The 26,561-nt window shown below is 57.9% G+C and carries 27 protein-coding genes and 1 pseudogene; 8 read left to right on the forward strand and 20 right to left on the reverse strand.

What is annotated here, in order from left to right; translation table 11 throughout:
* Positions 1 to 31: 31 nt before the first annotated feature.
* The 5 genes and pseudogenes from ACR3EH_RS05535 to ACR3EH_RS05555 form a co-directional block, all read right to left on the reverse strand.
* Complete coding sequence (locus ACR3EH_RS05535; RefSeq protein ID WP_171186819.1) at positions 32 to 664, reverse strand: bifunctional 4-hydroxy-2-oxoglutarate aldolase/2-dehydro-3-deoxy-phosphogluconate aldolase; 633 nt, start codon at positions 662 to 664, stop codon at positions 32 to 34.
* 3 nt (positions 665 to 667) lie between these two features.
* Positions 668 to 2,473, reverse strand: coding sequence for a phosphogluconate dehydratase (gene edd, locus ACR3EH_RS05540; protein ID WP_174839917.1), 1,806 nt, complete (start codon positions 2,471 to 2,473; stop codon positions 668 to 670).
* Positions 2,474 to 2,475: 2 nt separating this feature from the next.
* On the reverse strand, positions 2,476 to 3,921 hold the full coding sequence (gene zwf, locus ACR3EH_RS05545; RefSeq protein ID WP_171186821.1) for a glucose-6-phosphate dehydrogenase: 1,446 nt from the start codon (positions 3,919 to 3,921) through the stop codon (positions 2,476 to 2,478).
* A 148-nt stretch (positions 3,922 to 4,069) separates the two neighbouring features.
* Positions 4,070 to 6,314: pseudogene (gene ptsP, locus ACR3EH_RS05550) on the reverse strand (phosphoenolpyruvate--protein phosphotransferase).
* Between the two features lie 46 nt (positions 6,315 to 6,360).
* Positions 6,361 to 7,599 carry an aspartate kinase gene (locus tag ACR3EH_RS05555; RefSeq protein WP_171186826.1) on the reverse strand — a complete coding sequence of 413 codons (1,239 nt, stop codon included), beginning with the start codon at positions 7,597 to 7,599 and terminating at the stop codon, positions 6,361 to 6,363.
* Positions 7,600 to 7,764: 165 nt separating this feature from the next.
* Between ACR3EH_RS05555 and ACR3EH_RS05560 the strand changes: the two genes are divergently transcribed.
* Positions 7,765 to 8,121 (forward strand): hypothetical protein, encoded by a 357-nt coding sequence (locus ACR3EH_RS05560; RefSeq protein WP_171094110.1) that lies wholly within the window; start codon positions 7,765 to 7,767, stop codon positions 8,119 to 8,121.
* Here ACR3EH_RS05560 and ACR3EH_RS05565 read toward each other — a convergent pair.
* The 5 genes from ACR3EH_RS05565 to ACR3EH_RS05585 form a co-directional block, all read right to left on the reverse strand.
* Entirely contained in the window at positions 8,115 to 8,753 is a 639-nt protein-coding gene (locus ACR3EH_RS05565) for an SDR family oxidoreductase (protein ID WP_171186830.1), read from the reverse strand. The two genes, ACR3EH_RS05560 and ACR3EH_RS05565, sit on opposite strands and share 7 nt — an antisense overlap.
* A 3-nt stretch (positions 8,754 to 8,756) precedes the next feature.
* Positions 8,757 to 9,212 carry a DUF1178 family protein gene (locus ACR3EH_RS05570; RefSeq protein ID WP_171186832.1) on the reverse strand — a complete coding sequence of 152 codons (456 nt, stop codon included), beginning with the start codon at positions 9,210 to 9,212 and terminating at the stop codon, positions 8,757 to 8,759.
* 72 nt (positions 9,213 to 9,284) lie between these two features.
* On the reverse strand, positions 9,285 to 9,746 hold the full coding sequence (locus tag ACR3EH_RS05575) for an NUDIX hydrolase (RefSeq protein ID WP_171186834.1): 462 nt from the start codon (positions 9,744 to 9,746) through the stop codon (positions 9,285 to 9,287).
* 135 nt (positions 9,747 to 9,881) lie between these two features.
* Positions 9,882 to 10,625 carry an EcsC family protein gene (locus ACR3EH_RS05580; protein ID WP_171186836.1) on the reverse strand — a complete coding sequence of 248 codons (744 nt, stop codon included), beginning with the start codon at positions 10,623 to 10,625 and terminating at the stop codon, positions 9,882 to 9,884.
* Between the two features lie 52 nt (positions 10,626 to 10,677).
* The gene (locus ACR3EH_RS05585; protein ID WP_171186837.1) at positions 10,678 to 11,172 is read right to left on the reverse strand and encodes a GNAT family N-acetyltransferase; all 495 of its coding nucleotides are present in this window, start codon (positions 11,170 to 11,172) and stop codon (positions 10,678 to 10,680) included.
* Positions 11,173 to 11,243: 71 nt separating this feature from the next.
* Here ACR3EH_RS05585 and ACR3EH_RS05590 point away from each other — a divergent pair, with 71 nt between their 5' ends.
* Both ACR3EH_RS05590 and ACR3EH_RS05595 read left to right on the forward strand, forming a co-directional pair.
* Positions 11,244 to 11,849 (forward strand): flavin reductase family protein, encoded by a 606-nt coding sequence (locus tag ACR3EH_RS05590; protein ID WP_171186839.1) that lies wholly within the window; start codon positions 11,244 to 11,246, stop codon positions 11,847 to 11,849.
* On the forward strand, positions 11,849 to 12,487 hold the full coding sequence (locus ACR3EH_RS05595) for a CatB-related O-acetyltransferase (protein ID WP_171186841.1): 639 nt from the start codon (positions 11,849 to 11,851) through the stop codon (positions 12,485 to 12,487). Before ACR3EH_RS05590 ends, ACR3EH_RS05595 begins: the two co-directional genes overlap by 1 nt.
* Before the next feature lie 32 nt (positions 12,488 to 12,519).
* On the opposite strand, the gene ACR3EH_RS05600 is transcribed toward ACR3EH_RS05595, so the two are convergent.
* Entirely contained in the window at positions 12,520 to 14,154 is a 1,635-nt protein-coding gene (locus ACR3EH_RS05600; protein WP_171647542.1) for a SulP family inorganic anion transporter, read from the reverse strand.
* A 61-nt stretch (positions 14,155 to 14,215) separates the two neighbouring features.
* Here ACR3EH_RS05600 and ACR3EH_RS05605 point away from each other — a divergent pair, with 61 nt between their 5' ends.
* Together ACR3EH_RS05605 and ACR3EH_RS05610 are read left to right on the forward strand one after the other, a co-directional pair.
* A complete protein-coding gene (locus tag ACR3EH_RS05605; RefSeq protein ID WP_253762086.1) occupies positions 14,216 to 14,881 on the forward strand; it encodes an invasion associated locus B family protein in 666 nt (221 codons plus the stop codon).
* A gap of 66 nt (positions 14,882 to 14,947) precedes the next feature.
* A complete protein-coding gene (locus tag ACR3EH_RS05610; RefSeq protein WP_171676060.1) occupies positions 14,948 to 15,820 on the forward strand; it encodes an S-methyl-5'-thioadenosine phosphorylase in 873 nt (290 codons plus the stop codon).
* 2 nt (positions 15,821 to 15,822) lie between these two features.
* Here the strand turns inward: ACR3EH_RS05610 and ACR3EH_RS05615 are convergent, their stop codons facing one another.
* On the reverse strand, positions 15,823 to 16,671 hold the full coding sequence (locus tag ACR3EH_RS05615) for an alpha/beta hydrolase (RefSeq protein ID WP_171186847.1): 849 nt from the start codon (positions 16,669 to 16,671) through the stop codon (positions 15,823 to 15,825).
* Between the two features lie 251 nt (positions 16,672 to 16,922).
* Here ACR3EH_RS05615 and ACR3EH_RS05620 point away from each other — a divergent pair, with 251 nt between their 5' ends.
* On the forward strand, positions 16,923 to 17,552 hold the full coding sequence (locus ACR3EH_RS05620) for a LysE family translocator (RefSeq protein WP_171186849.1): 630 nt from the start codon (positions 16,923 to 16,925) through the stop codon (positions 17,550 to 17,552).
* A gap of 7 nt (positions 17,553 to 17,559) precedes the next feature.
* On the opposite strand, the gene ACR3EH_RS05625 is transcribed toward ACR3EH_RS05620, so the two are convergent.
* On the reverse strand, positions 17,560 to 17,733 hold the full coding sequence (locus ACR3EH_RS05625) for a hypothetical protein (protein WP_170384937.1): 174 nt from the start codon (positions 17,731 to 17,733) through the stop codon (positions 17,560 to 17,562).
* Positions 17,734 to 18,058: 325 nt separating this feature from the next.
* Between ACR3EH_RS05625 and ACR3EH_RS05630 the strand changes: the two genes are divergently transcribed.
* The gene (locus tag ACR3EH_RS05630) at positions 18,059 to 18,598 is read left to right on the forward strand and encodes an adenine phosphoribosyltransferase (RefSeq protein WP_171186851.1); all 540 of its coding nucleotides are present in this window, start codon (positions 18,059 to 18,061) and stop codon (positions 18,596 to 18,598) included.
* Positions 18,599 to 18,768: 170 nt separating this feature from the next.
* A complete protein-coding gene (locus ACR3EH_RS05635; RefSeq protein WP_171186853.1) occupies positions 18,769 to 19,251 on the forward strand; it encodes a fasciclin domain-containing protein in 483 nt (160 codons plus the stop codon).
* Between the two features lie 37 nt (positions 19,252 to 19,288).
* Here ACR3EH_RS05635 and ACR3EH_RS05640 read toward each other — a convergent pair whose 3' ends face one another.
* The 7 genes from ACR3EH_RS05640 to ACR3EH_RS05670 all read right to left on the reverse strand — a co-directional run bounded on the left by ACR3EH_RS05640 (position 19,289) and on the right by ACR3EH_RS05670 (position 26,542).
* Positions 19,289 to 20,704: an FAD-binding oxidoreductase gene (locus ACR3EH_RS05640; protein ID WP_171186855.1), complete on the reverse strand. Its 1,416-nt coding sequence runs from the start codon at positions 20,702 to 20,704 to the stop codon at positions 19,289 to 19,291.
* Between the two features lie 38 nt (positions 20,705 to 20,742).
* Complete coding sequence (locus ACR3EH_RS05645) at positions 20,743 to 21,561, reverse strand: MBL fold metallo-hydrolase (RefSeq protein WP_171186857.1); 819 nt, start codon at positions 21,559 to 21,561, stop codon at positions 20,743 to 20,745.
* 103 nt (positions 21,562 to 21,664) lie between these two features.
* On the reverse strand, positions 21,665 to 22,249 hold the full coding sequence (locus ACR3EH_RS05650; RefSeq protein WP_171094139.1) for a GNAT family N-acetyltransferase: 585 nt from the start codon (positions 22,247 to 22,249) through the stop codon (positions 21,665 to 21,667).
* Complete coding sequence (locus ACR3EH_RS05655) at positions 22,249 to 23,511, reverse strand: M16 family metallopeptidase (RefSeq protein WP_171186858.1); 1,263 nt, start codon at positions 23,509 to 23,511, stop codon at positions 22,249 to 22,251. The genes ACR3EH_RS05650 and ACR3EH_RS05655 overlap by 1 nt, the downstream gene beginning before the upstream one ends.
* Positions 23,508 to 24,896, reverse strand: coding sequence for a threonine synthase (gene thrC, locus ACR3EH_RS05660; protein ID WP_171186860.1), 1,389 nt, complete (start codon positions 24,894 to 24,896; stop codon positions 23,508 to 23,510). Before thrC ends, ACR3EH_RS05655 begins: the two co-directional genes overlap by 4 nt.
* On the reverse strand, positions 24,893 to 25,570 hold the full coding sequence (locus ACR3EH_RS05665) for an SURF1 family protein (RefSeq protein ID WP_171186861.1): 678 nt from the start codon (positions 25,568 to 25,570) through the stop codon (positions 24,893 to 24,895). The genes thrC and ACR3EH_RS05665 overlap by 4 nt, the downstream gene beginning before the upstream one ends.
* A gap of 156 nt (positions 25,571 to 25,726) precedes the next feature.
* Entirely contained in the window at positions 25,727 to 26,542 is an 816-nt protein-coding gene (locus ACR3EH_RS05670) for a cytochrome c oxidase subunit 3 (protein ID WP_171094145.1), read from the reverse strand.
* Positions 26,543 to 26,561 lie beyond the last annotated feature (19 nt).

Raw genomic sequence — 26,561 nt, forward strand, 5'->3', positions numbered from 1 at the left:
GATGCACACCCTAGCAAGGGTTTTGGCGGCGTCAATCCATCAGCTTCGAGGCTTCGCTCGCCAGCGCTTCGATACCCGCCCAATCCCCGGCTTTGACCAGATCCTTTGGCGCGACCCAGCTGCCGCCAGCACAGACCACGTTGGACAATGTCAGGTAATCGCGGGCGTTAGAAGGGGACACACCACCTGTAGGGCAGAAACTGATCTGCGGCAGAGGCGCACCGATTGCTTTCAATGCCGGTGCCCCGCCCGAAGCCTCGGCCGGGAAGAATTTCAGCATGTCGTAGCCTTTTCCCAACAACTCCATCGCTTCGGTTGCTGTGGCAGCGCCGGGCAACAGCGGCAGGCCCTCTGCCTCGCACGCTGCGATCAGCGCGTCAGTTGCGCCCGGAGAGACACCAAACTGAGCACCCGCTTCTTTGGCCGCACGTACATCCTCGGGTGTGACCAGCGTACCTGCGCCTACAACACCGCCGGGCACTTCAGCCATGGCCCGGATTGCATCCAAGGCAGCCGGTGTGCGCAATGTGACTTCAAGCGCGGGTAAGCCTCCAGCGACCAGCGCTTCAGCCAAAGGGCGCGCATGCGCTGCGTCGTCGACGACCAGGACAGGCACAATAGGCGCAAGAGCGCAGATTTCGCGGGTGCGTTGGGATTTCGTCATCACTTATGCTCCGAATATGCTTGCGCCTGTGTCGGCAGATCCGACATTCAGCCGGAACGCACCAAAAAGGTCACGCCCGACACCGTGTTGATTTGCTGACAGGTCGACGGTGGCAACGGGGCGGTCCAGCACGCCTTCGGTCAGGATTTCCAACTGACCCTGCACCGCATCAACACGCAGAATGTCGCCATCCTGCAGGCGCGCAATGGCACCACCGTCCAGCGCCTCAGGACAGACATGGATGGCTGCGGGAACTTTGCCCGACGCACCGGACATACGGCCATCAGTGACAAGCGCCACCTTTTGACCCCGGCCTTGCAGGATCGACAGAATAGGAGTCAGCGAATGAAGCTCGGGCATCCCGTTCGCCTTTGGGCCTTGGAAACGCACGACAACGATTACGTCATCCGTGAATTCTCCGGCCTTGAAGGCCGCTTTGACGTCATCCTGATCATGGAACACACGTACAGGTGCTTCGACCACCTGATGTTCGGGGGCAACGGCTGAAACCTTCATAACACCGGTGCCCAAGTTGCCCGTCAGGCGCGACAGACCTCCGGTTGGTTGGAACGGATCATTGGCCGGGCGCAAAATCTTTTCGTTCAGGCTGTGGTCGGTCCCGTCGTGCCAGACAAGGTCTCCGTCCATCAGTTTGGGTTCCTTGGTGTAATTGTGCAGGCCCTGTCCTGCCACGGTCAGAGTATCGGGGTGTAGTAGACCGTTCTCAAGCAGAGTGCCGATGGTATACCCAAGCCCTCCAGCGGCATGGTAGTGGTTCACGTCAGCCAGACCGTTGGGATAAACCCGCGCAACCAAAGGCACCACGGCAGAGATTTCGGAAAAATCTTCCCAATCCAAAACGATACCGCCTGCCCGCGCCATAGCGATCAGGTGGATCAGCAGGTTGGTCGATCCACCTGTTGCCATCAGACCCACGATGCCGTTCACAAAGGCACGTTCGTCAAGGATCTGGCACACAGGTGTGTAGTGGTTGCCTAGCGCGCTGAGAGACAGGGCGCGGCGCGCACCTTCCTCGGTCAGGGCATCACGCAAGGGCGTGTTTGGGTTGACAAAGCTAGAGCCCGGCAGGTGCAGGCCCATGAACTCCATCAGCATCTGGTTCGTGTTGGCCGTGCCATAAAAGGTGCAGGTGCCGGGGCCATGATACGCGGCCATTTCCGCCTTCATGAGCGCATCGCGACCCACCTCTCCGGCCGCGAATTGTTGGCGGACCTTGGCTTTTTCGTCGTTCGGCAACCCGCTGGTCATCGGACCTGCGGGCAGGAAAACGGCTGGCAGGTGGCCAAAAGCCTGCGCGCCGATGATCAGTCCGGGGACGATCTTGTCGCAGACCCCAAGGAAGACCGCGGCGTCATACGTGTTGTGACTAAGGGCAACCCCGGTCGCCAATGCGATCACGTCGCGTGAGAACAGCGACAGCTCCATCCCCGCCTCACCTTGCGTGACGCCATCGCACATCGCCGGAACCCCACCTGCGACCTGCGCGGTGCCGCCTGCGGCGCGGATCGCCTGACGGATCAGTTCGGGATAACGCTCAAACGGCTGATGCGCCGACAGCATGTCGTTATAGGCGGTGACAATTCCCAGATTGCCTGCCATACTGGTTGCCATGGACTGCTGGTCGTCCCCGGCGCCTGCGTAAGCATGAGCCTGACCGCTGCAAGACAAATGCGCGCGGGCCGGGCCCTTGGATTTGGCCTGTTCCATACGTTCCAGATGCGGACCGCGCAGATCGGCGCTGCGGTCTATGATCCGTTTTGTGACGTCGGCAATAACTGAATGTACCATGATTACCCTCCGATCTGACGCCAGCGGCGTCCATCGCGATGCATCAGCATCAGTGCTTCTTCGGGGCCGGAACTGCCCTGATCGTAGCGAGACGGGCGGTCTCCGCGCTGTTCCCAGCCCTGAATGATGGGATCGACCCAGGCCCAAGCGGCCTCGGCCTCGTCGCCACGCATGAACAGCGTCTGATCGCCTCGGATGACATCCATGATCAGCCGCTCATAGGCATCTGGGGCTTGCGCTTCGGCGCCAAGCGCATCGGCAAAGCTCATGTCCAGTGCCACGTCCGACAGGCGGAACCCACCGGGACCCGGATCCTTGATCGTGGTGCGCAGGGTAATGCCTTCGTCGGGTTGCAGACGGATTACAAGCACGTTTCCGTGCAGGGGGCCGACATTGGGGAAAATGGTATGTGGCGGATCCCGGAAGAACACCGCAATCTCGGATTCGCGCGCGCGCAGACGTTTGCCGGTGCGCAGATAGAAAGGCACACCCGCCCAACGCCAGTTACCAATATGAACCTTTAGGGCAATGAAGCTTTCGGTTCGACTGGCGGGGTTGCCGACATGATCGACATAGCCGCCTTCACCCTTGTCCGCCCGGTATTGGCCACGTGCGATATCCTTGGGCTCGACCGGCTCCAGCGCTTCGATGACTTTGACCTTTTCGTCACGCACGGCGTTTGGTGCGTATTTCGAAGGCGGCTCCATCGCTGTAAGGCACAGCAATTGCACCAGATGGTTCTGGATCATGTCCCGCATTGCACCGGATTGATCGTAATAGGCCCCGCGCCCTTCGACGCCCACGGTCTCGGCCACGGTGATCTGAACGTGATCGACATGGGTGGAATTCCAAAGCGGCTCGAACAGCGAGTTCGCAAAGCGCAGCGCCATCAGGTTCTGCACGGTTTCCTTGCCCAGATAATGGTCGATCCGATAAATCTGATGCTCTTCGAAACAGGCGCGCAAACCCTCGTTAAGTGCCTTAGCCGAGGCCAGATCATGACCAAACGGCTTTTCGACGACGATGCGACTGTCGGGTGTCGCCAAGCCAGTGTCATGCAAGCGCTGCGCAATGCCAGCAAACAGACTTGGCCCAACGGAAAGATAAAAGGCCCGCACAACATCATCACGCACCAGCTTTTTTAGATCGGGCCACCCGGCTTCACCCAAAGCGTCCACAGGCACATATTCGACATGTGCCAGAAACCGATCCAGCGTCTCGGACGAAAAGTCTGGTGCAAATTTCTGCATCGAGGCGCGGACCTGATCGCGGAACCCGTCGCTGTCGATCTCTGACCGCGCCGTGCCGATGATACGCGCGCCCTCGGGCATTTGACCAATCGCAAAACGATGGCACAGGCCCGGCAGGATCTTGCGTTGCGCCAGATCGCCGGTCGCCCCAAACAGCACCAGATCAAATGGTTCTACCGGAATTACGCGTGAAACCATCACGGGCTCCTTCTGAGTGTGCCGATATCAACCTCGCATGGCACGAAACCGCACAATACAAAGACTGTTATCGCTAACATTGCCAGTCAAATAGAAAGCTCCAGCAAAAAAATCAAGCAGAGTTTCCCAAACTGGATCGTTTTGCGCCCTACCCCTGATTGCGCAACCATTCCATCACAGCCGGGCGCACGCTTTGCTCGCCGCGATGGCGGGCGTCGGCAATGATTTTACGCACCTCCGACAGGTCACAGCGCAACAACAGGCTTTTAACCGGGCCAATTGAGGCTGGACGCATCGACAATGTCCGTATGCCAATCGCCGCCAGACACAGAGCCTCTACCGGGCGGCCTGCGTCTTCGCCACAGAAGCTGAGGGGGGGTGTCCGATATATCGCAGCGCTCGACAATCCGCTCCATCAAACTCAGGAAACTGACATTTAGCGTGTCATATCGCCGGCGGACCAGCTCGTTTTCACGGTCGGCCGCGAAGAAAAACTGTTTGAGGTCATTGCCGCCGATCGAGATGAAATCCACCTCGTCAAAGAACTTCTGGGGGGCAAAAGCCAGCGATGGCGTTTCCAGCATCGCGCCGACCTCAAGCATTTCCGGCAGGACGTGGCCCAACCGTTTCTCACGCTCGATGGTTTTGTTCACCTCCCACCGGGCTTCGCGGAACTCGTCGGCCTGCGCGACAAAGGGGAACATGATGGTCAGCGGACGACCATTTGCAGCCCGCAGAAGCGCTTGCAACTGCATCCGCATAACGCCGCGTTTGTCCAGGCCCACGCGAATGGCGCGCCAGCCCAGCGCAGGGTTTGGTTCGGCCACGTGTTTCATGTAGGGCAACACTTTGTCCGACCCGATATCGAGGGTGCGGAACACCACCCGTTTGTCGCCTGCCGCGTCCAGAACACGTTGATATTGCGTGACAAGCTCGGAACGCTTTGGCATCTTGTTACGGATCAGGAATTGCAGTTCCGTGCGGAACAGGCCCACGCCTTCTGCGCCCGACGTACCCAGCGACGGCAGGTCAGCCATCAGACCCGCATTCATCACCAGATTGATGCGCGCGCCATCACGGGAAACACACGGGGTTTCTCGGATCGAGGCATAGCGTTCCTGCGCCTTGGCCTGCATGGCGATCTTGTCACGAAAGGCACTGACCACGGTATCTTCGGGGCGCAAATGCACAACGCCCTGATCCCCATCGACCAGAATATGATCACCGTTCAACGCTTCGGTCGTAATCCGACCCACATGCACCACAAGCGGAATCGCCAGTGCCCGCGCCACGATGGTTGCATGACTGCCGACCGAGCCTTCCTCGAGCACGATCCCTTTCAGCGCCCGTCCGTATTCCAACAGGTCTCCGGGGCCGATATTGCGGGCGATCAGGATCGGATCAGGTGGCAAATCGGCACTGTCGGTCTTGCCCTGCCCGGTCAGAATGCGCAGCAGGCGGTTGCTGAGGTCATCCAGATCCGCCAGTCGTTCGCGCAGATAGGGGTCCGTGACCTGCCCCATGCGCGCCCGCGCTTGCGATTGCTCTTTCTCGACTGCAGCTTCGGCGCTGAGGCCAAGTGCAATGTCCTCTTCCATCCGGCGCATCCAGCCCTTGGAATTGGCAAACATGCGATAGGCTTCCAGCACTTTAAGCTGTTCGGTGTCGCCGTTCTGAGAAATCTCGAGCATCTTGTCGACACCGACACGCAGTTCGTCGACCGCTTCGACCAGCCGCTCACGCTCTCGGTGGGGGTCTTCGGCAATCGGGTTTGTGACAACGACGCGGGGCTCATGAAGCCAGACATGTCCTTCCGCAGACCCTTCCTGTGCTTGACCACCACGCAGCAGAACCGATTGCTGGTGCAACGGTGACAGTGCCGCGCCCTCGCCCACAAAAGCACCAAGCTCGGCCATTTCGGCCAGAACCATAGCAACCACTTCCAAAGCATACACTTCGTCGGCGGAAAATTCGCGCGCTTCACGAGACTGGACCACCAAAACGCCCAGCTTTTCCCCTAGGCGCTGAACCGGGACGCCCAGGAAGGACGAATACCGTTCCTCGCCGGTTTCCGGCATGTACCGGAATCCCTTTTCGGACGGTGCATCCGCCGTATTCACGATTTTTCCGAACTTGGCGACGCGCCCCACAAGACCTTCGCCCATGCGCATCCGCGTTTTATGAACCGATTCAGGTGAGAGACCTTCGGTCGCGCACAGCTCCAGCGTCTCTTCATCGCGGAACAGGTAGACCGAGCACACCTCGGCCCGGATGCTGTCAGCAATCAGGTGGGTAATCCGGTCAAGGCGTTCCTGACCGGCGGCTTCGCTCGCCATTTCTTCGCGCAACCGCCGCAGCAGCTTACGGGATTCTGTTTCGGTGCCGTCCGCCATGGCCCACCCAGTTTAGTGTGTCAGGCGAGACCCTTGGCTGAAAAGCTCAGGCCGCCTTGTCCAGTTCAAAGGCATCATGCAGCGCCTGAACAGCAAGTTCCATGTATTTCCTGTCGACCAGAACGGAAATTTTGATCTCAGAGGTTGTAATGACCTTGATATTGATCCCCTCATCCGAGAGCACCTTGAACATTTTGGCCGCAACACCCGACTGCGAGCGCATGCCGATTCCCACAACCGAGACCTTGCAGACGTCATTGTCGGCGACCAGCTCAGCATAGTTCAACTCGCCCGCATCTTTGATCGCAAGCAACGCTTTTTCTGCGCGTGCCACCTGATCGGTCGGGCAGGAGAATGTCATATCCGTGCGGCCCTCGTCCGAGATGTTCTGAACGATCATGTCCACATTCACACCCTCGTCGCTGAGCGCAGTGAAGATGATCGAGGCGATACCAGGGCGGTCGGCCACGGATACAACGGTCATCTTGGCTTCGTCACGGGAATAGGCCACACCGGCCACAACATTGGATTCCATGATATCCTCCTCGTCGCAGACCAAAGTACCGGCCTCGTCGGATTGTTCTTCGAAACTTGAGAGAACGCGCAGTTTCACTTTATAGCGCATCGCCAGCTCGACCGAGCGGGTTTGCAGCACTTTCGCACCCAGCGATGCCAGTTCAAGCATTTCTTCGAACGAAATGCGGTCCAGCTTGCGCGCCTTTTCGCAGATGCGTGGATCGGTGGTGTAGACCCCATCCACATCTGTGTAGATGTCACAGCGCTCGGCACCGAACGCCGCTGCGAAAGCCACGGCTGTGGTGTCCGAGCCGCCGCGACCCAACGTGGTGATACGACCCTCGGGACTAAGACCCTGGAAGCCCGCAACAACAGCAACTTTCATGCCTTCCCCGAACTTCTGGTTCAGGTTCTCGGTCGGGATCTCTTCGATCCGGGCCTGGCTGTGGGCGCTGGTGGTCAGCAGCGGCACCTGCCAGCCCTGCCAACTGCGGGCGGGAATATCCATTTCCTGCAAGGTCAGCGCCATCAGACCAGCAGTGACGTTTTCACCCGAAGACACAACAGCATCGTATTCACGCGCGTCAAACAGGGGCGATGTCTCATTCACCCAGCCCACCAGCTCGTTGGTTTTGCCGGACATGGCCGAGACGATGACGATTACGTCATAACCTTTGGCAACTTCAACACCAATGCGCTTGGCGGCACGGCGGATGCGGTCCAGATTGGCGACAGATGTGCCACCGAATTTCATAACGAGTAAGGGCATGGGGGCAAAAGTCTCCGCGCCGTGGATTAGAGGTTCCGTGCCTCATATGCGAGGGACATCCCAAGAGCAAGGGCGCAAAAGGCGTCTGCCTGCGGCGCAGGGCCGCTTTACTTTGTAAGGGCGTGGTGTCAGCCTAAGGACAACAACCAAATCAAGAGGTTCTACATGTTTCGCCTAGCCCTTGCAGTTGCTCTCCTTTCATCGCCTGCCCTGGCCCAAGTCGCAAGCGTCGCGGGGACTGATGGCCAGAACGCATTGGGGACTGTGCCCTGCGCAGCCAATGCAGGTGATCCGCTGCAAAGCTGTAATGCAGAGCTGCGCCGCCACGATGACGGCACAATAACGCTTGCAGTCGGTTTGGGCGGCGGACAAGTGCGCAATATTTATTTCAAAGATGGCGTACCTGAATCCAGCAGCTCAACCTCGAAAATGTCTTATGAAACGCGTGGCGATCTGATGGTGATCTATATCGATCCAGGCGAGGTCTACGAGATCCCCAAGGCCGCACTGGTTGCTCAGTAAGCGTGCGGCTGCCCGTCATAGGTTTCAAAACAACCTGAGGTGGACAGTGACAAGTCATCAAAACGGTCCATCAGGCCGGACACGGCCTGGTCGACATGAATGTCAGCCGCGACACCGCCCATATCGGTTTGAACCCAGCCCGGGTGATAGATACCAACGGCAATACCGTCTTGCTTGAGGTCTGTCGCCAGGTTGCGACCCAAGTTCAACACCGCCGCCTTGGACGCGCGGTAAATATAGCTGCCACCCGGCGCGCGGGTATGCGAGGCCATTTGCGACGACAGGATCGCCACCTTGCCGCCTGACGCGCGAAGATTGGGCAATAGGGCCTGAATGGTCAGGAACACTCCGGTAACGTTGGTCGCAAAGCTTTGCGCCCACATGTCGACCGGGTAGTCGTTGATCGTGTGGCCCTTGTCCAGATACACGCCTGCATTGCAGATCAAAAGGTCAATGGGCTGATCCTTCAACCGTTCAGCCATTGCCGCTTGCTGCACCGGATCCGTTACGTCCAGACGCAATTGCGCGCTGTCGTCGCGCGACGTTCCGGTAACAGCTTCGCCCCTGTCGCTGTAGCGCTGAGACAGAGCGCGTCCGATGCCGCGATTGGCGCCGGTGATCACGACGTGCATGTGTCAGTTCGTCTTTCTGCTGGGGACAAAGGGCAACGGAGCGACCGGCACGCCATCTTCGATAAGCGATTTGGCCTCGTCTGGCTTGGCCTCTCCGTATATGGCGCGATCCGGGGCCTCGCCCAGATGGATCTTGCGCGCCTCGCTGGCAAAATCCTTGCCTACGTAATCCGAGTTTTCTTCGACATGCCGCCGCATCTCGGCCAAAACCTTCTCAATTTCCGGCGACGGGGTGGCAACATCGATTTTCTCTTCCGCAGCAGGCGCTGGCTGAAGTTTCGGTTGCGCGTTTCGCGCCGGACGAACGCGTGGCGTCATGATCGCCTTTTCAACCCGCTCACATCCGCAGACCGCGCAGGTTACCATCCCTGCCGCAGCCAGTTTGTCGTAGGCTTCGGCGGATTGGAACCAACTGTCGAACGTGTGGCCTTCACTGCATTTCAACGCGTATTGAATCATGTTCAGTCCAAAAAATCGATTGGCGAATAGATACCGACCAAAATGACAATAGCAAGCCTCTCGGGCCTGATCTTAATGTGCGTATGGCTTAAAGTCTCGTAACAGATTGGACAGTCCGGGTGAATGCACCTTAAGAGCTGCCTTTTTGAGCGGGTACCACTTGCGCTTGCGCATCCCTTGTTCCGGGAATTCCTGCGAAATGGACCGCACGTGAACCGGGAACACATCCACCAGAATCAACACGGGCGGTCGATTCGGCTGGTGTTTGTGATGAAGAAACTGCCCCTGTCGAACCCCGCTGCTTTGACCGGAGACTCCTGCTTCTTCCCACGCCTCCTGCAAGGCCGTTTCAGCCGGGGACAAACCCGGGATGAACCAGCCTTTGGGAATAATCCAATGCTGCGCCTTGCGTGTTGTGATCAGCAACACCTCGGGCCGGTTGTTCTTGATCCGGTAACACAGTGCAGCGGCCTGCTGCAAAACGGGCTGTTCCGCAGCGTTAAGATCTTCAAGACGCAGCAGCGTTTGTTTCATGACCTGGCGGTTCCTTAGGTCAAAATTCAGCCCTTTCGCACATAGGATCAAAACGAACCCATTTGGTGTAAGGCATGCTACAAGATACCATATAATGTGTTCATCGCCAAGTCAGGCGCGGGTTTGACGGGAAAATTACATTCGGGCCGAAAGCTGCCGCACCAGTTCGTCGTGGGGAATATCAGCGTCGATTGCCAGACGTCTCAATCCAAAATGTACGCGTGCAATCTGCTGGTAGTACCGCGTGTAGACATAGTTCGTCCCACCGCCGGCTAAGGCTCCGAGTACGGGTACGGACTGGGCCGCCAGCTTTTGGCCCAACACAATCGAAAAGCGCGGTGCAACTGCTGCAATCAGGCGCTGCATAGCGGGCCCCGTCAGGGTCAAGCGAACCGAGAAAAAGCCAAGATCCGCACCATCGTCATGGGAAAGCGGCCCCGAGGCGGACAGAACCCGCACACAGTCGAATTTCACGTTCTCTGCTGTAGGGTCAAAGCCTTCGCGCGCCGCAGCCCCTTGAATGGCGCGTAGCAGCATAGCGGTTGTTGCGGGTAATTCCATCAAAGCTGTCGAAACCCCACCCAGCCCGCCAGCCGCACCCATGGCCGTCGTGACAGCGGTATTCACCCAGGGTTTCTGATCGGGAACGGCGCGCCGTGAACCTTGCGCGGCGTGCATCGCCAGCCACAAAGCCTGCTCGGTTGCTCCGGTCAAGCCATGCCGCACCGGTTCCGGCAACTGCTCCAGCAAAGACTCGGCTGATCCGCCCAGCTTGTTCAAGAGTTTCACACCAGCACCACCGGCAGATCGGTAGTGATCCGCCAGACGATCCAGTTCGGCCTCGGCATCCACGTTTTCAACAAGAACCACGTTCTGCATCTACGCCCTCCTGCCCATAAACATCGGCGTTGCGCGGCGTGGATTCAATAGGTCAGCGGCTCCAACGGGTAACTGCACCCACTACCCCGGACCAGACGCCGGGTTTCAATTCCAATCCCAAAACCCTGTCAGGATTGGTGGGCGGCGGCATCTCGACCCCACTCAAACGCGCGAATCCGAACCGTTTGTAATAGGGTTCATCACCCACCAGCATGACACGCTGCCACCCGCGCGTGCGCCCCGCCTCAACACCTGCGTGGATCAGATACCCGCCCAGCCCCTCGCCCTGATGAGTAGGGTGTACGGCGACGGGCCCCAACAGTAACGCATCGTGATCGCCGACATGAACGGGCCAGAACCGGATTGCACCGGCCAGAATGCCCTGACCATCCCGCGCGACCAAAGACAGCCCCGTGACCGGCGGCACGTCATCGCGCAATCGATAAGACGACAAAGCCTCACGACCCGGCGCAAAGCACAGGTCATAGAGGGCCTCAACCTCCCACCAATCGTCCGGCTCTTCCGGCCTGATCCCGAATTGCTGCACCCTGCCCTCTTTTCCTTGCTGGAATTCGCCCTAGCACTTCGGTACGCCTTGGGCAAACGCTTGGAGATCAGATGTTCTATCGCCCCGAAGACGGCCACGGCCTGCCGCACAACCCGTTCAACGCCATTATCACACCGCGCCCGATCGGCTGGATTTCAACCCGGGATGCAAATGGGATCAACAATCTGGCACCTTATTCCTTTTTCAATGGCGTCGCCTACACGCCACCGCAAGTGATGTTCGCCACAACCGGCACCAAGCACGATCAGAACGGAGGCAAGGACAGCATCGCCAATATCGAAGCGACCGGCGTTTTCTGTGTAAACGTGGTGGCCCATGCTCATCGGGACGCGATGAACGCCAGTTCGGCCGGTCTGCCGAAAGACGTTGATGAGTTTGAACATGCCGGGTTGTCACCCGTCGAATGCGAAACGATTCCATGTTCCCGGATTGCAGGGGCACCCGCTGCACTGGAATGCAAGCTCACCCAGATCGTCACTCTACCCGGTGAAGCCAATCGGGTTGTATTTGGCGAAGTAATCGGCGTGCATCTGCACGATGATCACATCCGGGACGGTAAGTTTGATGTGACATCGTTTCAACCGCTGGCACGGCTTGGATACCGGGACTATGCCGTTGTGTCCGAGTTGTTCAGCCTATCAAGGCCAGATGATTGATGCCCCTACCCAAAGCCTCTCACCGCTACCCGGTGACCCTGCCTGACGGAACCGAACACCTGGGGACGGTGCTCCTCAATCAAGCCATCGATCACCCTCGCTTTCAGGCGGGCGATTACAGCTATGCGTCTGATTTCGAAGCGCCAACGGATTGGGCCTCTCGCTTGGCCCCATATCTTTATCCGTCTTCGCGCGAACGTCTTGTGATTGGTAAGTTCTGTCAAATCGCCCACGGCGTTCGGTTCATCACGTCATCGGCCAACCACGCCATGGATGGAGCGACGTGCTTCCCGTTCCCGGTTTTCGATCCTGCAAAGCTGTTGGAATATCAGCCGGACACGCGTGACACTGTGATCGGAAACGACGTTTGGATCGCCTATGGTGCTTTGATCATGCCGGGGGCAAAAATTGGCGACGGCACAATAGTCGGAGCAGGCTCTGTCGTACGTGGTACGATCCCACCTTATGCGGTCGTTACAGGTAATCCAGCCGAGGTGCGTCGATTCAGGTTTGACCAAGACACCATTGATCGATTGCTTGCCTTAAAATGGTGGGATTGGCCTGCCGATAGGATATCTGAGGCCGAGGAAGCACTACTGTCGGGCAATATCGAACTGCTGGAACAAATGGCTTCGTGAAAAAAGGCGGCCTGTAAAGCCGCTTTTCGAACTTAGTGCCCGCCAAGAATACCGGTGCGGACGGAATAGTCGACCGCCAGTTCGTAATCCGGGTCGTCATCGCTGTCGACCATCAGGTGTCCTGCCTTGTTCAACAGCTTATGACAATCGCGGCTCAGGTGGCGCAGCATGACACGTTTTCCCGCAGCTTCGTATTTAGCAGCGATGTTTTCGATGGCCTGCAAAGCAGACTGATCCACGACCCGGCTTTCTGCAAAATCGACGATCACGGTTTCAGGGTCGTTCGGGACGTCGAACAGTTCGATGAAACCATCAGAAGACCCAAAGAACAGCGGTCCTTGAATTTCGTAGACCTTTGCGCCCTTTTCGGTCTCAGAGTCGCGCGTGACCGCGTGAATGCGTTTGGCGTTGTTCCAGGCATAAGCCAGGGCCGAGACGATGACGCCGACCACAACGGCAACCGCAAGGTCCTCCATCACGGTCACGACGGTCACCAGAACGATGACAAAAGCATCTGTCATGGGGACCTTGCGCATGATCTTGAACGAGTTCCACGCAAAGGTGCCGATCACCACCATGAACATCACACCGACCAAAGCGGCCAGCGGGATTTGTTCGATCAGGGGCGAGGCAAACAGGATAAAGACCAGCAGGAACAGCGCTGCCGCGATACCGGCGATACGAGTTCGGCCGCCGGATTTCACGTTGATCATCGACTGACCAATCATTGCGCAGCCGCCCATGCCGCCAAAGAACCCGGTCACGATATTCGATGCGCCCTGCGCGATGCATTCCTGAGACGCGCCACCGCGTTTTCCGGTGATCTCGCCCACAAGGTTCAGGGTCAGCAGGGATTCGATCAGACCAATGGCCGCCAGAATGACAGCATAAGGCAGAATGATTTCGAACGTTTCCCAGTTCAGCGGCACCATCGGGATGTGGAACGCAGGGAGACCGCCTTCGATCGAGGCAAGATCGCCAACGCGTGGCACGTCCAGTCCCAGGCCGATAACCAGAGCCGCGACCACCAGAATTCCGGCCAGAGGCGCAGGAATGATGCGCGTGACACGTGGCATGACCCAGATCACCGCCATTGTCAGCGCCACAAGACCCAACATGGTGTAAAGCTGCATTCCCGACAGCCATTCCCCTCCGCTCATGCCATGGCCGGTGTTTTCCATGGTTCCGGGCACTTTGAACTGCCCCATCTGGGCCAGAAAGATCACGATGGCCAAACCGTTCACAAAGCCCAGCATCACCGGGTGCGGCACCAGACGGATAAAGCGCCCCCAATGCATCGCCCCGGCTATGACTTGGAGAATTCCCATAAGAACAACGGTCGCGAAAAGGTATTCGACCCCGTGTTCGGCCACCAGCGCCACCATGACAACCGCCAGAGCGCCGGTCGCGCCCGAGATCATACCGGGCCGCCCGCCGATCAGTGCCGTGATCAGGCCAACCAGGAACGCCGCATAGAGACCAACCAGCGGGTGCACGCCTGCGACAAAGGCAAAAGCCACAGCCTCGGGCACCAACGCAAGGGCCACGGTCAGGCCGGACAAGAGTTCGATCCGCAGGCGAGAGAAGGTCAACCCCTCATCAGGCACCCAGCGCAGATCGGGCATGGCAACGCGGTTGGCAAAACTTGCCAGCAAGGCTCGGGGCATTGGTCAGTCCTATAGGGTTTTATGTTCGCGCGAAGGCGCCTATGTAGCGGACACAAGGGTGTTGAGCTACCGCATCAAGCGGGATGCAGCCATGTGCTTGATGCATACCTCGGCCTCGCGGCAACGTGACTTGCAGGTCTACGGTTCACCAACCAACAGTGTGGTCATGCGTTGGATCATGCTCTTTCTCGTCTCAGCCCTGCCCGCTTTGGCCCAGGATCTGGAAGGTAACGACACGGCCGGGAATTGGCGGGTCACCCACCATGAGATTTTCGGGATATGGAATTCGATCTGCGACGAACGCGAAGAACACGGGGCGTTGAAGCAGCGGTGTTACATCCGACGGGCAGAGGTGTTTTCGCAAAGACCGAAATTTGCGGCACAGTTCGTTTTCATCACGCCAGAGGCCCAAGGCTTCAAGGTGGAATTCGGGATGGAACCCGGCACCCTTTTCAATCCGTCCGGGTTTCGCATCGACAAGGGTAATGAAACCATCTGGCGCACGCGGCGTCCCGGTTGCCTGATCGGGCTTGGCTGCACCTTCGAAGATCAGCGTGCCGAAGACCTGTTAGATGCCTTGCTGGCCGGGGACGAGTATCGCTTTGTATTTCGTGACAGGCATGGGCAACCGCAGAACTTAACCTGGCCACTGGACACGTTCGGCACAGCCTGGGCTGATTTCAAGACACAGTCTCATCTGCGTAACCTGCTGCCGAAACAGGATTAGACCCCTTGTCAAAAGCACCCCCAGCCCGCACAAATCCGACAGCAATTCAATACGTGGAGCAGGACTGTGACCCAAACCAAGATTGCCGTTATTGGCGGATCAGGCATCTATGAGATCGACGGGCTGGAAAATGCGGAATTGGTCGAGGTTGAGAGTCCATGGGGAACGCCATCGGACCAGATCCTGACCGGTTCATTAGACGGTGTCGATATGGCCTTTCTGCCGCGTCATGGGCGCGGCCACGTGCATTCGCCAACCGATGTGCCCTATCGCGCCAATATCGACGCGTTAAAGCGGCTGGGCGTGACGGACGTGATCTCGGTTTCAGCCTGTGGATCGCTTCGCGAGCATATGGCACCCGGCGACTTCGTGATTGTCGATCAGTTCATCGACCGGACTTTTGCACGGGATAAGAGCTTTTTCGGAAGTGGCTGTGTGGCTCATGTCAGCGTGGCGCATCCGACTTGTCCGCGCCTGTCAGACGCCTGCGAAACAGCAGGGAAAGCCGCGGGCATCAATATCCTTCGTGGCGGCACCTATCTGGCGATGGAGGGGCCTCAGTTCTCATCCCTCGCAGAATCCAAGATGTATCGCGAGCAATGGGGCTGTGATGTGATTGGCATGACCAACATGCCCGAAGCCAAACTCGCCCGCGAAGCCGAGCTTTGTTACGCCTCGGTCGCGATGGTCACGGATTATGACAGCTGGCACCCGGACCATGGTGAGGTTGACGTGACCGCCATCATCGCAACGCTGACCGGCAACGCTGACAAGGGTCGCGCATTGGTCAAGGGGCTGCCCGCGTTACTGGGGGCTGAACGTGAACCTTGCCCGCATGGCTGTGACAGGGCCTTGGAATACGCGATCCTGACTGCCCCTGAAAAACGCAACCCTGCGCTGTTGGCCAAGCTGGACGCAGTGGCAGGACGCATTCTCTGACGTTACCTTTGTGGCAAACGGTCCTGAACAGTTTGCCACAGACCATGTGACCACAAGTCATTGTGGGTTCCGTCTTGAACCGAGAAGAACTCCACCCCTTCGCCGCCCATGTCGGCAAGGCGTTCTCCGTGATGTACGGGAACGGTCTGATCGTCGGTACCGTGGAAGATCAATGTCGGCACCTCGATAGCGTCTATGATGTCTCGGGTGGCGAACTGGTCGCGCATCAGTGCCGATACGGGCAACCAAGGGTAACGTTCAGCTGCCACATCCACGGTCGCTGTAAACGGCGCTTCCAGCACCAGCATCTCGGCCTCGGGCCGTTGCGCTGCAACCGCCGCAGCCACTCCTGTACCAAGGCTTTGGCCGTGTAGAACAACTTGCTCTCCGGCGCTGCGCAATTGGTCAAACAACTCTAATCCGTCCGAGATCAAACCCGCTTGGGACGGCGCGCCTGCACTGCCTGGAAAGCCGCGATAGCTGGGCGCTAGTAGCCCGTAGCCGCTGTTCAGTATCTCTCGGAACCGATCCGCGCGATCGCTCAGATTGCCGCTCTGGCCATGAAAAAACAATACGGTCGGGGCACCTTCGACGGCTGCCGGCGCGGCCCAAGCCGTCAGAACCGTACCATCGGACATAGGCATTGAACGCACATCGATATCCGCCAAAGAAACCGAGGCTGGATCAGGCAATTCACCGTCTGGCTTGTAAAGCAGCGATTGCTGGTTGAAGTACATGTATCCGACGATGACCCCATACACGACGCCCCCGGCCAGCAAGAGGCCAAGCAGCAACCGTTTGATGCGATTGATCCGCCTCAACGTATTAGTATCTGCACTTTGGATCTGCACCTTTGCCTCCTGCGAAGTTATTTCCTTTAGTCTGGGGAGGTTCAGGACCGTTTCAAGATGAATGAGCAAAGCTTCATCTAAACTTCAAGCCGTTGCCACACTGCTTAAATCCATCAGCTTTGCGATTCAGATGCGAGAAACGCACAGGTGCTTGATCTTGCCGCCTCAAAAACAGCCAAACGATCAAGGCAGAGACTTGACGTTGGCATCATACAAGGGCTTGGTGTGACGACACCTTTACAGGAGACCCCATGTCGCTTGAACTCTGGCTGGCTTTTGTCGCCGCGTCCACCGCTTTGCTGCTGATCCCCGGCCCGACCGTGTTGCTTGTGCTTAGCTATGCGCTGTCCAAGGGCCGCAGCGTTGCTGTGGCCTCGGCAACCGGAGTCGCGGTGGGGGATCTTATCGCGATGACCGCCTCACTGTTGGGGTTGGGCGCGCTGGTGCTGGCATCCGCCACCTTGTTTTCAGTGCTAAAGTGGATCGGGGCAGCCTATCTGGTCTGGCTTGGGATCAAACTGCTGCGAAGCGCACCGTCCGGCGGGCTGAACGCGGTCGATACCGACAACGATGTAACGGCACGCAACGTGTTTGGGCACGCCGCTGCGGTGACCGCACTGAACCCGAAATCCATCGCCTTTTTCATCGCCTTTGTTCCGCAGTTCCTGCGTCCAGCCGATCCGCTGGGCCCCCAATTCGTCATCCTGATCGCGACATTTGTGGGTCTGGCTTGGCTGAACGCGTTGGCTTATGCGCTGCTGGCCGACCGGCTGCGGCGCGTAATTGGCCGTGCCAGCGTTATTACAGCAATGACGCGATTTGGTGGGCTGACTTTGATCGGAATGGGGGTCGCGACGGCTGTTCTGCGCCGCCCGGCCTGAGGCGCGCTTAGTCCTCGGCGTGTTCTTTCATGAAACCGCGAATAAACCGGCGGATTTCGCGCGCGGCTGACGTGTCCAGCTCTTTGCACAGTTCGACAAAAGCGTCGCGCTCATCCTTGTCCAAGCGCAGGACCAGTTGACTGTTTTTCTTGGTCGATCCCTTGCCGTCTTTCTTAGCCACGCGCACTGTCCCCAACATCATCTTGCAATTTTAGGCGATGCATTGTATATACATAGCATAGTGATTGTCGTTATCGGGCACTTAACAACAATAAAAGGAATATGGCAATGAACCTTCATACTGCTCAGGCATTTCTATTGCGAGATCAACGCAATTGGCGCAAACCGCACCTGTCTTGGTTGCCCGCCACGCTGTACCGCTACAAAAGCCTGCCGAAAGCTATTGTGACCCGCCGCTCCTGACAGTGCGCCGGAATGGCACCTTGCATGGTGCCCTATGATGGGCCAAACAGCCTTGCGTGTTTTGACGCTAAAAGGGTTGGCCCATGTCCAGAAATAAAACTGTCAAAGATTACATCCGAACCATCGTCGATTTCCCCCACGAAGGGATCATGTTTCGCGATGTAACAACCCTTTTTGCCGACCCGCGCGGGTTTCGGATGGCTATCGACCAGATGCTGCACCCATACGCCGGTGAGCGGATCGACAAGGTGGTCGGGCTTGAAGCGCGGGGATTTATCCTGGGCGGTGCGATTGCACATCAGCTAAGCGTTGGCTTTGTGCCGATCCGCAAAAAAGGCAAACTGCCCGGAACCACAATCAGCCAAGACTACAAGCTTGAATACGGTGAGGCGATTGTCGAACTCCACGACGATGCCATCCAACCCGGCGAAAAGATACTGGTGGTCGATGATCTGCTGGCCACAGGCGGCACGGCGGCGGCCGGTATCAAGCTGATCGAGCGGCTTGGCGGCGAAATAATCTCATGCGCCTTCATCATCGACCTTCCAGAGTTGGGAGGCCGTAAAGTTCTTGAAGACATGGGCATGGATGTGCACGTTCTGTGCGAATTTGAAGGGCTCTGATCGAAAGAACTTCACAAAAACGTGACTGGAAACCAAAAGCCGCGCTGGCTTAGCGCGGCTTGTTTGTTGATCAAGTCGCAAGTTGGAACAAAACAAGTGATCTTGCTGTGAGGCTACCGCGTAACTCGGGTGATGCTGCTTGAAGCATTCCAACCTAGGGAGATTAGCATATGTTCCGCAAATTCGCCGCCGCTGGTGTCGCCTCAATCCTGTTCAGCACAACTGCTTTGGCCGATGGTCACGGCAAAGACATCGTTGACACAGCTGTTGCCGCTGGCAGCTTTGAAACACTTGTTGCCGCTGTGCAGGCCGCCGAACTGGTGGACACGCTGAAAGGCGAAGGTCCGTTCACAGTGTTTGCCCCAACCGACGACGCGTTCGCGGCTTTGCCTGAAGGCACTGTTGAAAACCTGCTGAAGCCTGAAAACAAGGATCAACTGGTTGCCATCCTGACCTATCATGTTGTGCCAGGTAAGGTCATGTCAGGTGATCTAAGCGACGACATGACCGCCGCAACCGTACAGGGCGGCGATATCACAATCGATCTGGACTCTGGTGTTATGGTCAATGACGCGAACGTCGTTCAGGCCGACATCGAAACCAAGAACGGCGTGATCCATGTGATCGACAAGGTGATCCTGCCTGCGTCGTAAAGAAATCGTCGGGCACGGCCCCTGATGTGGGCCGTGTTCACACTTTCAGAACCGCACCGGGGTTCATGATACCCTGCGGATCCAAAGCTGCCTTGATGGCCCGCATCGCACTCAGCTTGACCGGATCGCCATAACGCTCCAGATCGTCGGTCTTCAGACGCCCCACCCCATGTTCCGCACTGACCGAGCCGTCATAGGCGTCAACCAGATCATGCACCGCTTGTTTGATGACACCGCGTTGATCTTCAAATTCTGATCGGCTGTGCCCATTGGGTGGAAATACATTGTAATGCAGGTTGCCATCCCCAAGGTGCCCAAAGCAATTGATCCGGTACGGGCCAAGTTCAGCGATCATCTTTCCACCTTCGCGAATGAAGTCAGGAATTCTGGAAATCGGAACCGAAATATCGTGGCTCGAAACCGAACCAATCAGCCGATTGGCCTCGGGGATGCGTTCGCGTACCGCCCAAAGATCGGCACGTTGGGCTTCGCTTTGCGCAATCACTCCGTCCAGAACTTGCCCACGATCTTCGGCGGCAACATAGAGAGTCTCCAAAGCATCTGAAGATGATTGACCAGCGGCCAGACCCAGCTCGATCAATACGCACCACTCTGGCCGTGTACTGAACGGTCGGCGGACGTCTGGAAGAACCTCTGACAGGAAATCAAACCCTTGCCGGTGGATCAGTTCAAAAGTGCTGACAGTCTCGCCCACCTGATCCCGTGCCAGCGCCAGCAGGTCAATGGCCGCTTCAGGTGAAGCCACCTGAAACATGGCCGTGCCCTGAACTGCAGGCTTTGGAAACAGCTTGAGGGACGCGGCCGTGATGATGCCCAATGTGCCCTCGGCCCCGATTAGAAGATCGCGCAGGTCGTAGCCGGTGTTGTCCTTCCGCAAGCGGCTGAGCCCATGCCAAATCTCGCCATTGGGCAGCACCGCCTCAAGCCCCAGACACAGATCGCGCGCGTTGCCGTAGCGGAGTACGTTGACGCCCCCGGCATTGGTCGACAGATTGCCCCCGATCCGGCAGGACCCCTGCGCCGCCAATGACAGTGGAAACAGCCGATCCACTTCCTCAGCCGCCACTTGAACGTCTTGCAGAATGGCACCGGCTTCGGCGATCAGAATGTTTTCAGTCGGAAACACAGACCGAATAGCTGTCATGCGCTCCAAAGAGATCAGCAAAGGTGGCGGGCCGTCTGAGATCACCTGCCCGCCTACCAGACCTGTGCCGCCGCCATAAGGGACAACCGGCACCCGCTCCTCTGCAGCCAACCGCACCAACGCGGCAACCTCTTCGGTGTTTCGGGGAACAGCCAACACACCGATCTGGCCAGCGAACCGCCCGCGCGGTTCTTCCAGATACCGATCTTCTACGGGGCGCAGGATATCTTCGCCCAATGTCGAACGGATCAGCGCAGCAAAACGGGCATCGGCGGGGTTCAAACTCATACGTTTTCAATGCCCAAGTAACGCGGCTGCGGCAAGCCCTATTCCAGATCAATCAGATATTGCGGCTCCAGAACAATTACCGTCGGCCTGTCTGGCAGATCCCTGAGGGAAACGGTGAGTTCTGACACCCCCTGGCGGTCAACTGGAAATGTATCACGAATATCGACCAGAAACCGATCCAGCGAGAACCCCGAGAACCAATGCATCGGAATAATCACCGAACTCTTCAGCCGCTTCAAAACCGAGATCATATCCGGCAAGGGCATCGTGGTCCCCCCATCAACCGCAGCCATGACCACATCCAGCCGCCCCAAAGCGGCAAACTGTTCGTCTGATGGCACATGATGCAGATGACCCAGATGACCAATACACAAACCCTCAACCTCGAATACAAAGATCGAGTTCCCGCGCTCCTCGACCCCGCCATAGGCTGACCGGATATCGGTCGAAACATTCCTCACAAGCATCTCACCCAGATCAAGATGATGCTCAATGCCCTGCCCGAACTCTCCCCATCCCGGCAGAACATTCGGGATCGCCGGGTCGGGGTGGGCGGTCCAATGGGTGCTGTGGGCATGGTTCATCGTCACAACATCGGGGATCAAATCTGCGCTGCCGATGAACCCTGTAAAATCCGTGACGGCATTCAACCCACCCCGCGTCTGGATCAGAAACGACGCGTGCGCGATGTAGCTGATCCGCACGGAAAATTCCGGCACTGGATCCTGCCAAGCCGCTTTGTGAAGGTATTCAATACCCGGCGCTGCATCTGCGATAGCAATGCAATGGCTCGGCCGCCGCTCCTGCGCTAAAGCCCCGCCCGAAATCACCATCAATGCCGCAACCAACCAGCGCATAATCCAAGTGTAGCGCAGAACGCGCCCGAGTCATGCCCCCTTGTTCATCTGGCCAAAAATACCTCGGGGGAGGCGCGGCGAGCCGCGACGGGGGCAGCGCCCCCTAACCCGCGTCGGTTTTCCCGCGCCTGTCGGATCGTAGGCTGGCATACAAAACGTGTGTCCGCCACCGCCCGTTGATCTGCAGGTAAGATTGCGCCACACCTTCGTATTTGAAGCCCGAGCTTTCCAACAACCCGCGCGAAGCCCGGTTTTCCGGTAAGCAGGCCGCTTCGATCCGGCTCAGATCCAGTCGGGTAAAGGCGTGATGAACCATCGCACCAATTGCTTCACGCATGTATCCCTGCCGGGCAAAAGCCTGACCGGTCCAATATCCCAGAGTACCCGCCTGCGCGGGACCACGCCTTATATTGTCAAGCGTGATGGCCCCCACCAGAACGTCATCCTCGCGGCGAAACAGGAACAGCGGTATCGCAGTACCACTGGCGACTGAACGCTGTGCCCAATACACCCGATTGGTAAAGGATTTGCGGCTTAGATGATCGCTGGCCCAGACAGGCTCCCACGGCGTCAGATAGTCTTTTGAAGACCGCCGCAACGCGGACCAGTTATTGAAATCGGAATGTACAGGCGGGCGCATGCTAAGCCGCGCTGTTTCGAGTTTCAGCTTGCGTCTGCCCAACAGCATCACGCCGCCCGCCTCTCCTGCAGTTCGGTCAAGCTCGGCGCACCGGACACAGGCCCATAAAGCGCCAGAGCTGCCGGAGCCTGTACAGCCATGGTTTCTGCAAAGGCTCTCACATCTTCAGTGCCAACCGCATCGATCTTGGCAACAGTATCCTCAAGCGAGGGCACCCTACCCCAAATCTGCACCAGCCGCGCCAAACGTTCGGCCCGGTTCGATGGGCTTTCCAGTCCCATCAACATCCCAGCCTTCATCTGGGCGCGGGCCCGGGCGACCTCCTCTGCGCTCATGTCCTCGGCCGCGCGTTTCATCTCATCAATGGTGATCGTCGCCAACTCACCAACCTGATCCGCCGAGGTTCCCGCATAAATCGTGGTTGTACCAGTATCAGCGTAAGCACCGGTCTGAGCAAAGATTGTGTAGCACAGCCCGCGCGTTTCCCTCACCTCCTGGAACAAGCGTGAGGACATGCCGCCGCCCAAAGCCGTCGAATAAATCTGCGCCGTATAAATCGCGTCGTCGCGGTACCCGGGGCTTTCCAGCGCCAGGGCAAAGTGCGCCTGCTCCAACTCTTTCTCTTGCCGTGCCTCACCTCCGGTGAACCGTGCGGCGTCCGGGATCAGGCCCTTGCGTGGTTGCAGATGCCCGAACATCTCTTCGGCCATTTTCATCAGCGCATCGTGATCCACGGCACCGGCAGCCGACAGGATCATCTGCTCGGGGCCGTAATGCTCGGCTACAAAGCCCGACAGATCCTCGCGTGAAAACGCACTGACCTTTTCAGTTGGCCCCAGAATAGTGCGACCCAAGGGTTGGTCGTGATAGCTCTGCTCTTGCAGCCAGTCAAAGATCACATCGTCCGGCGTATCATAGGCCTGACCGATTTCTTGCAGGATCACCCCACGCTCAACTTCGATCTCACGCGGATCGAAAACCGGGTTCAGAACAATGTCACCGATCACGTCCATCGCCAGCGCGACGTCGTCCTTGAGAACACGCGCGTAGTAGGCCGTCACCTCGCGCGAGGTATAGGCGTTGATATAGCCGCCCACATCCTCAATCGCTTCAGCGATTTGCAGCGCAGAACGACGCTCGGTTCCCTTGAACGCCATATGTTCAAGGAAATGCGCGATGCCGTTTTGCTCGATCCGCTCATGCCGCCCACCGGCGGTCACCCAGATGCCGATGGCCGCTGATTGCAGCCCCGGCATATGTTCACTGACGATACGAAAGCCGTTCTTCAGTTGGTCTTGTCTGACAGTCACTCGGCGATATGCCCTTTGATATGATCCTCGAGGGCACCCAGATCATTTGCAATGCGGGTCACCCGTTCCGGACGTTCATACAGATCAGACATGCGGGATGGAAGAGGCGGATGCACGTCGCTCGCCTTCTCGACCGCAGCAGGGAATTTCGCAGGGTGCGCAGTCGCCAGGGTAATCATCGGCACGTCAGCCGCTCGGTGCTCTTCCGCAACCTTGATACCAATGGCGGTATGCGGACAAACCAGTTCCGCACTATGCGCCAGCGTGTGCTTGATCGTCTCCAGCGTCTCGTCTTCAGATACGCGGCCCGAGTCGAAACTCTCACGCAGCGCCTCCATCGCGCCCTGGCTGACGTTGAAGCCGCCATTCTTGAGCTCGTCCATCAACTGAGCGACCGCGCTGCCATCCTCGCCATAAGCGTAGTACAATGCACGCTCAAAGTTCGAGCTGACCTGAATGTCCATCGAGGGGCTGATCGAGGGAATGGTATCTCCCTTGAAATACCCCTCGCCCGACAGACAACGATGCAGAATGTCGTTCTGGTTGGTTGCCACCACCAAACGGTCGATGGGCAGGCCCATACGTTTGGCCAGATAACCCGCGAAAATATCTCCAAAGTTCCCGGTCGGCACGGTGAAGCTGACCTTGCGATGCGGCGCGCCGAGACTGACGGCGGCAGAGAAATAATAGACAATCTGCGCCAGAACGCGGGCAAAGTTGATCGAGTTCACACCCGCCAGTTTCACGCTGTCGCGGAAGTCGAAGTCGTTGAACATGTCCTTCAGCGCAGCCTGGCAATCGTCAAAATCACCATCCACGGCCAAAGCGTGCACATTGCTGTCCGCAGGCGTGGTCATTTGACGGCGCTGCACCTCGGATACGCGGCCGTGCGGAAACAGGATGAACACGTCCACCGCGTCCAGCCCACGGAAAGCTTCGATGGCGGCGGAACCTGTATCACCACTGGTTGCACCTACGATGGTCACGCGATCCCCGCGTCGTTTCAAGGCAACTTGGAAAAGCTGACCAATCAACTGCATCGCGAAATCCTTGAAGGCCAGCGTTGGCCCATGGAACAGCTCCAGCAGGAAGTGATTCTCGTTCAACTGCTTCAACGGCGCGCGGGCGTCGTGGCCAAAGCCTTCATAGGCGCGGTCTATGATTTCCTTGAACTCACCTTCGGCAAACGAACCGCTGACATAGGGCCACATCACCCGGAACGCGATTTCCTCATAGGGCAGACCGGCCAAAGCGGCGATCTCGTCTTGGCTCATCACCGGGATCTCGGCGGGCAGGTACAGGCCGCCGTCGCGGGCCAGACCGGTCAGCATCGCCTCTTCAAATGTCAGTTCGGGCGCTTGGCCACGGGTCGAGATGTATTTCATGTCGCGTCACTCTCAGAATTGGCGCGGCTGCGCCACAGGAAGTATCCGGTCATAGCGGCCCAGACCAGAGCCAGACCAAACCAGGTGATTGCATATTGCAGGTGATCATTAGGGATGCCCGCCGTATCGACCGGTAAGGGCGCCACATTCGGGTCGGTTTGTGACCGGGCGATCAACAGAACTGGTTCGGCCCCCAAAGCAGCGGCCAAGTTCTGTACGTCACGTGCGAACCAGATATTGGCGTCGATATCCGCCTCAGGCGTGTAACCGTCGATCTCATCCGGCCAGTGAAGATTCCCGGCAATCTCCATTGGGCCGGTCAAACGCTCGGTGTCTTTGGCAGTCGTAGGAACAAAGCCCCGATCCACAAGGATCGTGCGATCCCCTGTGTTGAAAGACTGGATGATGCGATAGCCCGCCCCTACCTGTTTCACAGAGACCAGCACGTGAATTTCCCCGGGGACCATTTCACCTGACACGATCACCGGCAGATACTTATCCGCATCCTCTGACACCTGCGCTGGCAGATCCACAGGATCCGCCGAAATTCGATCCTCAATCTCGGCCAGCACCTCTTGTTTCCATGACAGACGCTGCACTTGCCAAATGCCAAGCGACAGCAACACGCCCAGACCGGCGAGACCGAAGATCAGCAGGAAAAGAATGCGGCGCATGGTGGGATCAGACCTCGTTGCAGGAACCGGCGTCTTGTTAAGGGTGGAGCAGACGAAAATGCAACCACGCAATTGTATCGGGCGCAATCTTGTACCCAGAACAGAGAAAAAGCCGCCCCAAAGGACGGCTTTTCCAATTGGATTACCTGATCGGCATTACATCAGCGGGGCTTGGCCCCAAATGTAGACGGCGAAGAACAGGAACAGCCAGACAACGTCAACGAAGTGCCAGTACCAGGCCGCCGCCTCAAAACCCACATGCTTCTCGGGGGTAAAGTCGCCCTTAAGAGCACGGATCAGACAGACCGTCAGGAAGATTGTCCCGATGATCACGTGAGCGCCGTGGAAACCGGTTGCCATGAAGAAGTTCGAATAGAACTGATCGCCGCCGAATTCCCAGCCTTCGTGGGCCAGCAGCTCGTAGTATTCGTAGGCCTGCAAGAAGGTGAACAGCAGACCCAGTACGATACCGATGGCCAGACCGTTGATCAGCGCCTTGCGGTCATTATCATGCACCAGCGCGTGGTGTGCCCAGGTGATCGCACAGCCCGACAGCAGCAGGACCAGAGTGTTGATCAGCGGCAGGTGGAAGGGGTCAACCGCATGAATATCCGGCTGGATGTATTCAGTGCCCGCATAGTCGTACATCGGATACATGCGATGCTTGAAGAACGACCAGAACCAAGCGAAGAAGAACATCACTTCGGACATCACAAACAGGATGAAACCATAACGCAAACCGATGCGGACGACGGGCGTGTGATCGCCTTGACGGCTTTCAACAACCACTTCTGACCACCATGCGAACATGGTGTACAGCACCGCGACCAGACCGGCCCAGAACATCCACGGCGTAAGGCCATGCATCCAAAGGACGGCCCCGAACAGCATCACAAAGCCACCAACGGCTCCGATCAGAGGCCAGATCGACGGGGCCAGAATGTGATAATCGTGGTTTTTAGCGTGTGCCATCAGCGTCCCTCACCTACAG

The organism is Ruegeria sp. BG7 (genome assembly GCF_056535685.1).

What these genes read in the sequence shown, in the direction of transcription:
- ACR3EH_RS05535 (WP_171186819.1), bottom strand. Translation starts at nt 664, where the DNA reads ATGACGAAATCCCAACGCACCCGCGAAATCTGCGCTCTTGCGCCTATT.
- edd (WP_174839917.1), bottom strand. Translation starts at nt 2,473, where the DNA reads ATGGTACATTCAGTTATTGCCGACGTCACAAAACGGATCATAGACCGC.
- zwf (WP_171186821.1), bottom strand. Translation starts at nt 3,921, where the DNA reads ATGGTTTCACGCGTAATTCCGGTAGAACCATTTGATCTGGTGCTGTTT.
- ACR3EH_RS05555 (WP_171186826.1), bottom strand. Translation starts at nt 7,599, where the DNA reads ATGCCCTTACTCGTTATGAAATTCGGTGGCACATCTGTCGCCAATCTG.
- ACR3EH_RS05560 (WP_171094110.1), top strand. Translation starts at nt 7,765, where the DNA reads ATGTTTCGCCTAGCCCTTGCAGTTGCTCTCCTTTCATCGCCTGCCCTG.
- ACR3EH_RS05565 (WP_171186830.1), bottom strand. Translation starts at nt 8,753, where the DNA reads ATGCACGTCGTGATCACCGGCGCCAATCGCGGCATCGGACGCGCTCTG.
- ACR3EH_RS05570 (WP_171186832.1), bottom strand. Translation starts at nt 9,212, where the DNA reads ATGATTCAATACGCGTTGAAATGCAGTGAAGGCCACACGTTCGACAGT.
- ACR3EH_RS05575 (WP_171186834.1), bottom strand. Translation starts at nt 9,746, where the DNA reads ATGAAACAAACGCTGCTGCGTCTTGAAGATCTTAACGCTGCGGAACAG.
- ACR3EH_RS05580 (WP_171186836.1), bottom strand. Translation starts at nt 10,625, where the DNA reads ATGCAGAACGTGGTTCTTGTTGAAAACGTGGATGCCGAGGCCGAACTG.
- ACR3EH_RS05590 (WP_171186839.1), top strand. Translation starts at nt 11,244, where the DNA reads ATGTTCTATCGCCCCGAAGACGGCCACGGCCTGCCGCACAACCCGTTC.
- ACR3EH_RS05595 (WP_171186841.1), top strand. Translation starts at nt 11,849, where the DNA reads ATGCCCCTACCCAAAGCCTCTCACCGCTACCCGGTGACCCTGCCTGAC.
- ACR3EH_RS05600 (WP_171647542.1), bottom strand. Translation starts at nt 14,154, where the DNA reads ATGCCCCGAGCCTTGCTGGCAAGTTTTGCCAACCGCGTTGCCATGCCC.
- ACR3EH_RS05620 (WP_171186849.1), top strand. Translation starts at nt 16,923, where the DNA reads ATGTCGCTTGAACTCTGGCTGGCTTTTGTCGCCGCGTCCACCGCTTTG.
- ACR3EH_RS05630 (WP_171186851.1), top strand. Translation starts at nt 18,059, where the DNA reads ATGTCCAGAAATAAAACTGTCAAAGATTACATCCGAACCATCGTCGAT.
- ACR3EH_RS05635 (WP_171186853.1), top strand. Translation starts at nt 18,769, where the DNA reads ATGTTCCGCAAATTCGCCGCCGCTGGTGTCGCCTCAATCCTGTTCAGC.
- ACR3EH_RS05640 (WP_171186855.1), bottom strand. Translation starts at nt 20,704, where the DNA reads ATGAGTTTGAACCCCGCCGATGCCCGTTTTGCTGCGCTGATCCGTTCG.
- ACR3EH_RS05645 (WP_171186857.1), bottom strand. Translation starts at nt 21,561, where the DNA reads ATGCGCTGGTTGGTTGCGGCATTGATGGTGATTTCGGGCGGGGCTTTA.
- ACR3EH_RS05650 (WP_171094139.1), bottom strand. Translation starts at nt 22,249, where the DNA reads ATGCTGTTGGGCAGACGCAAGCTGAAACTCGAAACAGCGCGGCTTAGC.
- thrC (WP_171186860.1), bottom strand. Translation starts at nt 24,896, where the DNA reads ATGAAATACATCTCGACCCGTGGCCAAGCGCCCGAACTGACATTTGAA.
- ACR3EH_RS05665 (WP_171186861.1), bottom strand. Translation starts at nt 25,570, where the DNA reads ATGCGCCGCATTCTTTTCCTGCTGATCTTCGGTCTCGCCGGTCTGGGC.
- ACR3EH_RS05670 (WP_171094145.1), bottom strand. Translation starts at nt 26,542, where the DNA reads ATGGCACACGCTAAAAACCACGATTATCACATTCTGGCCCCGTCGATC.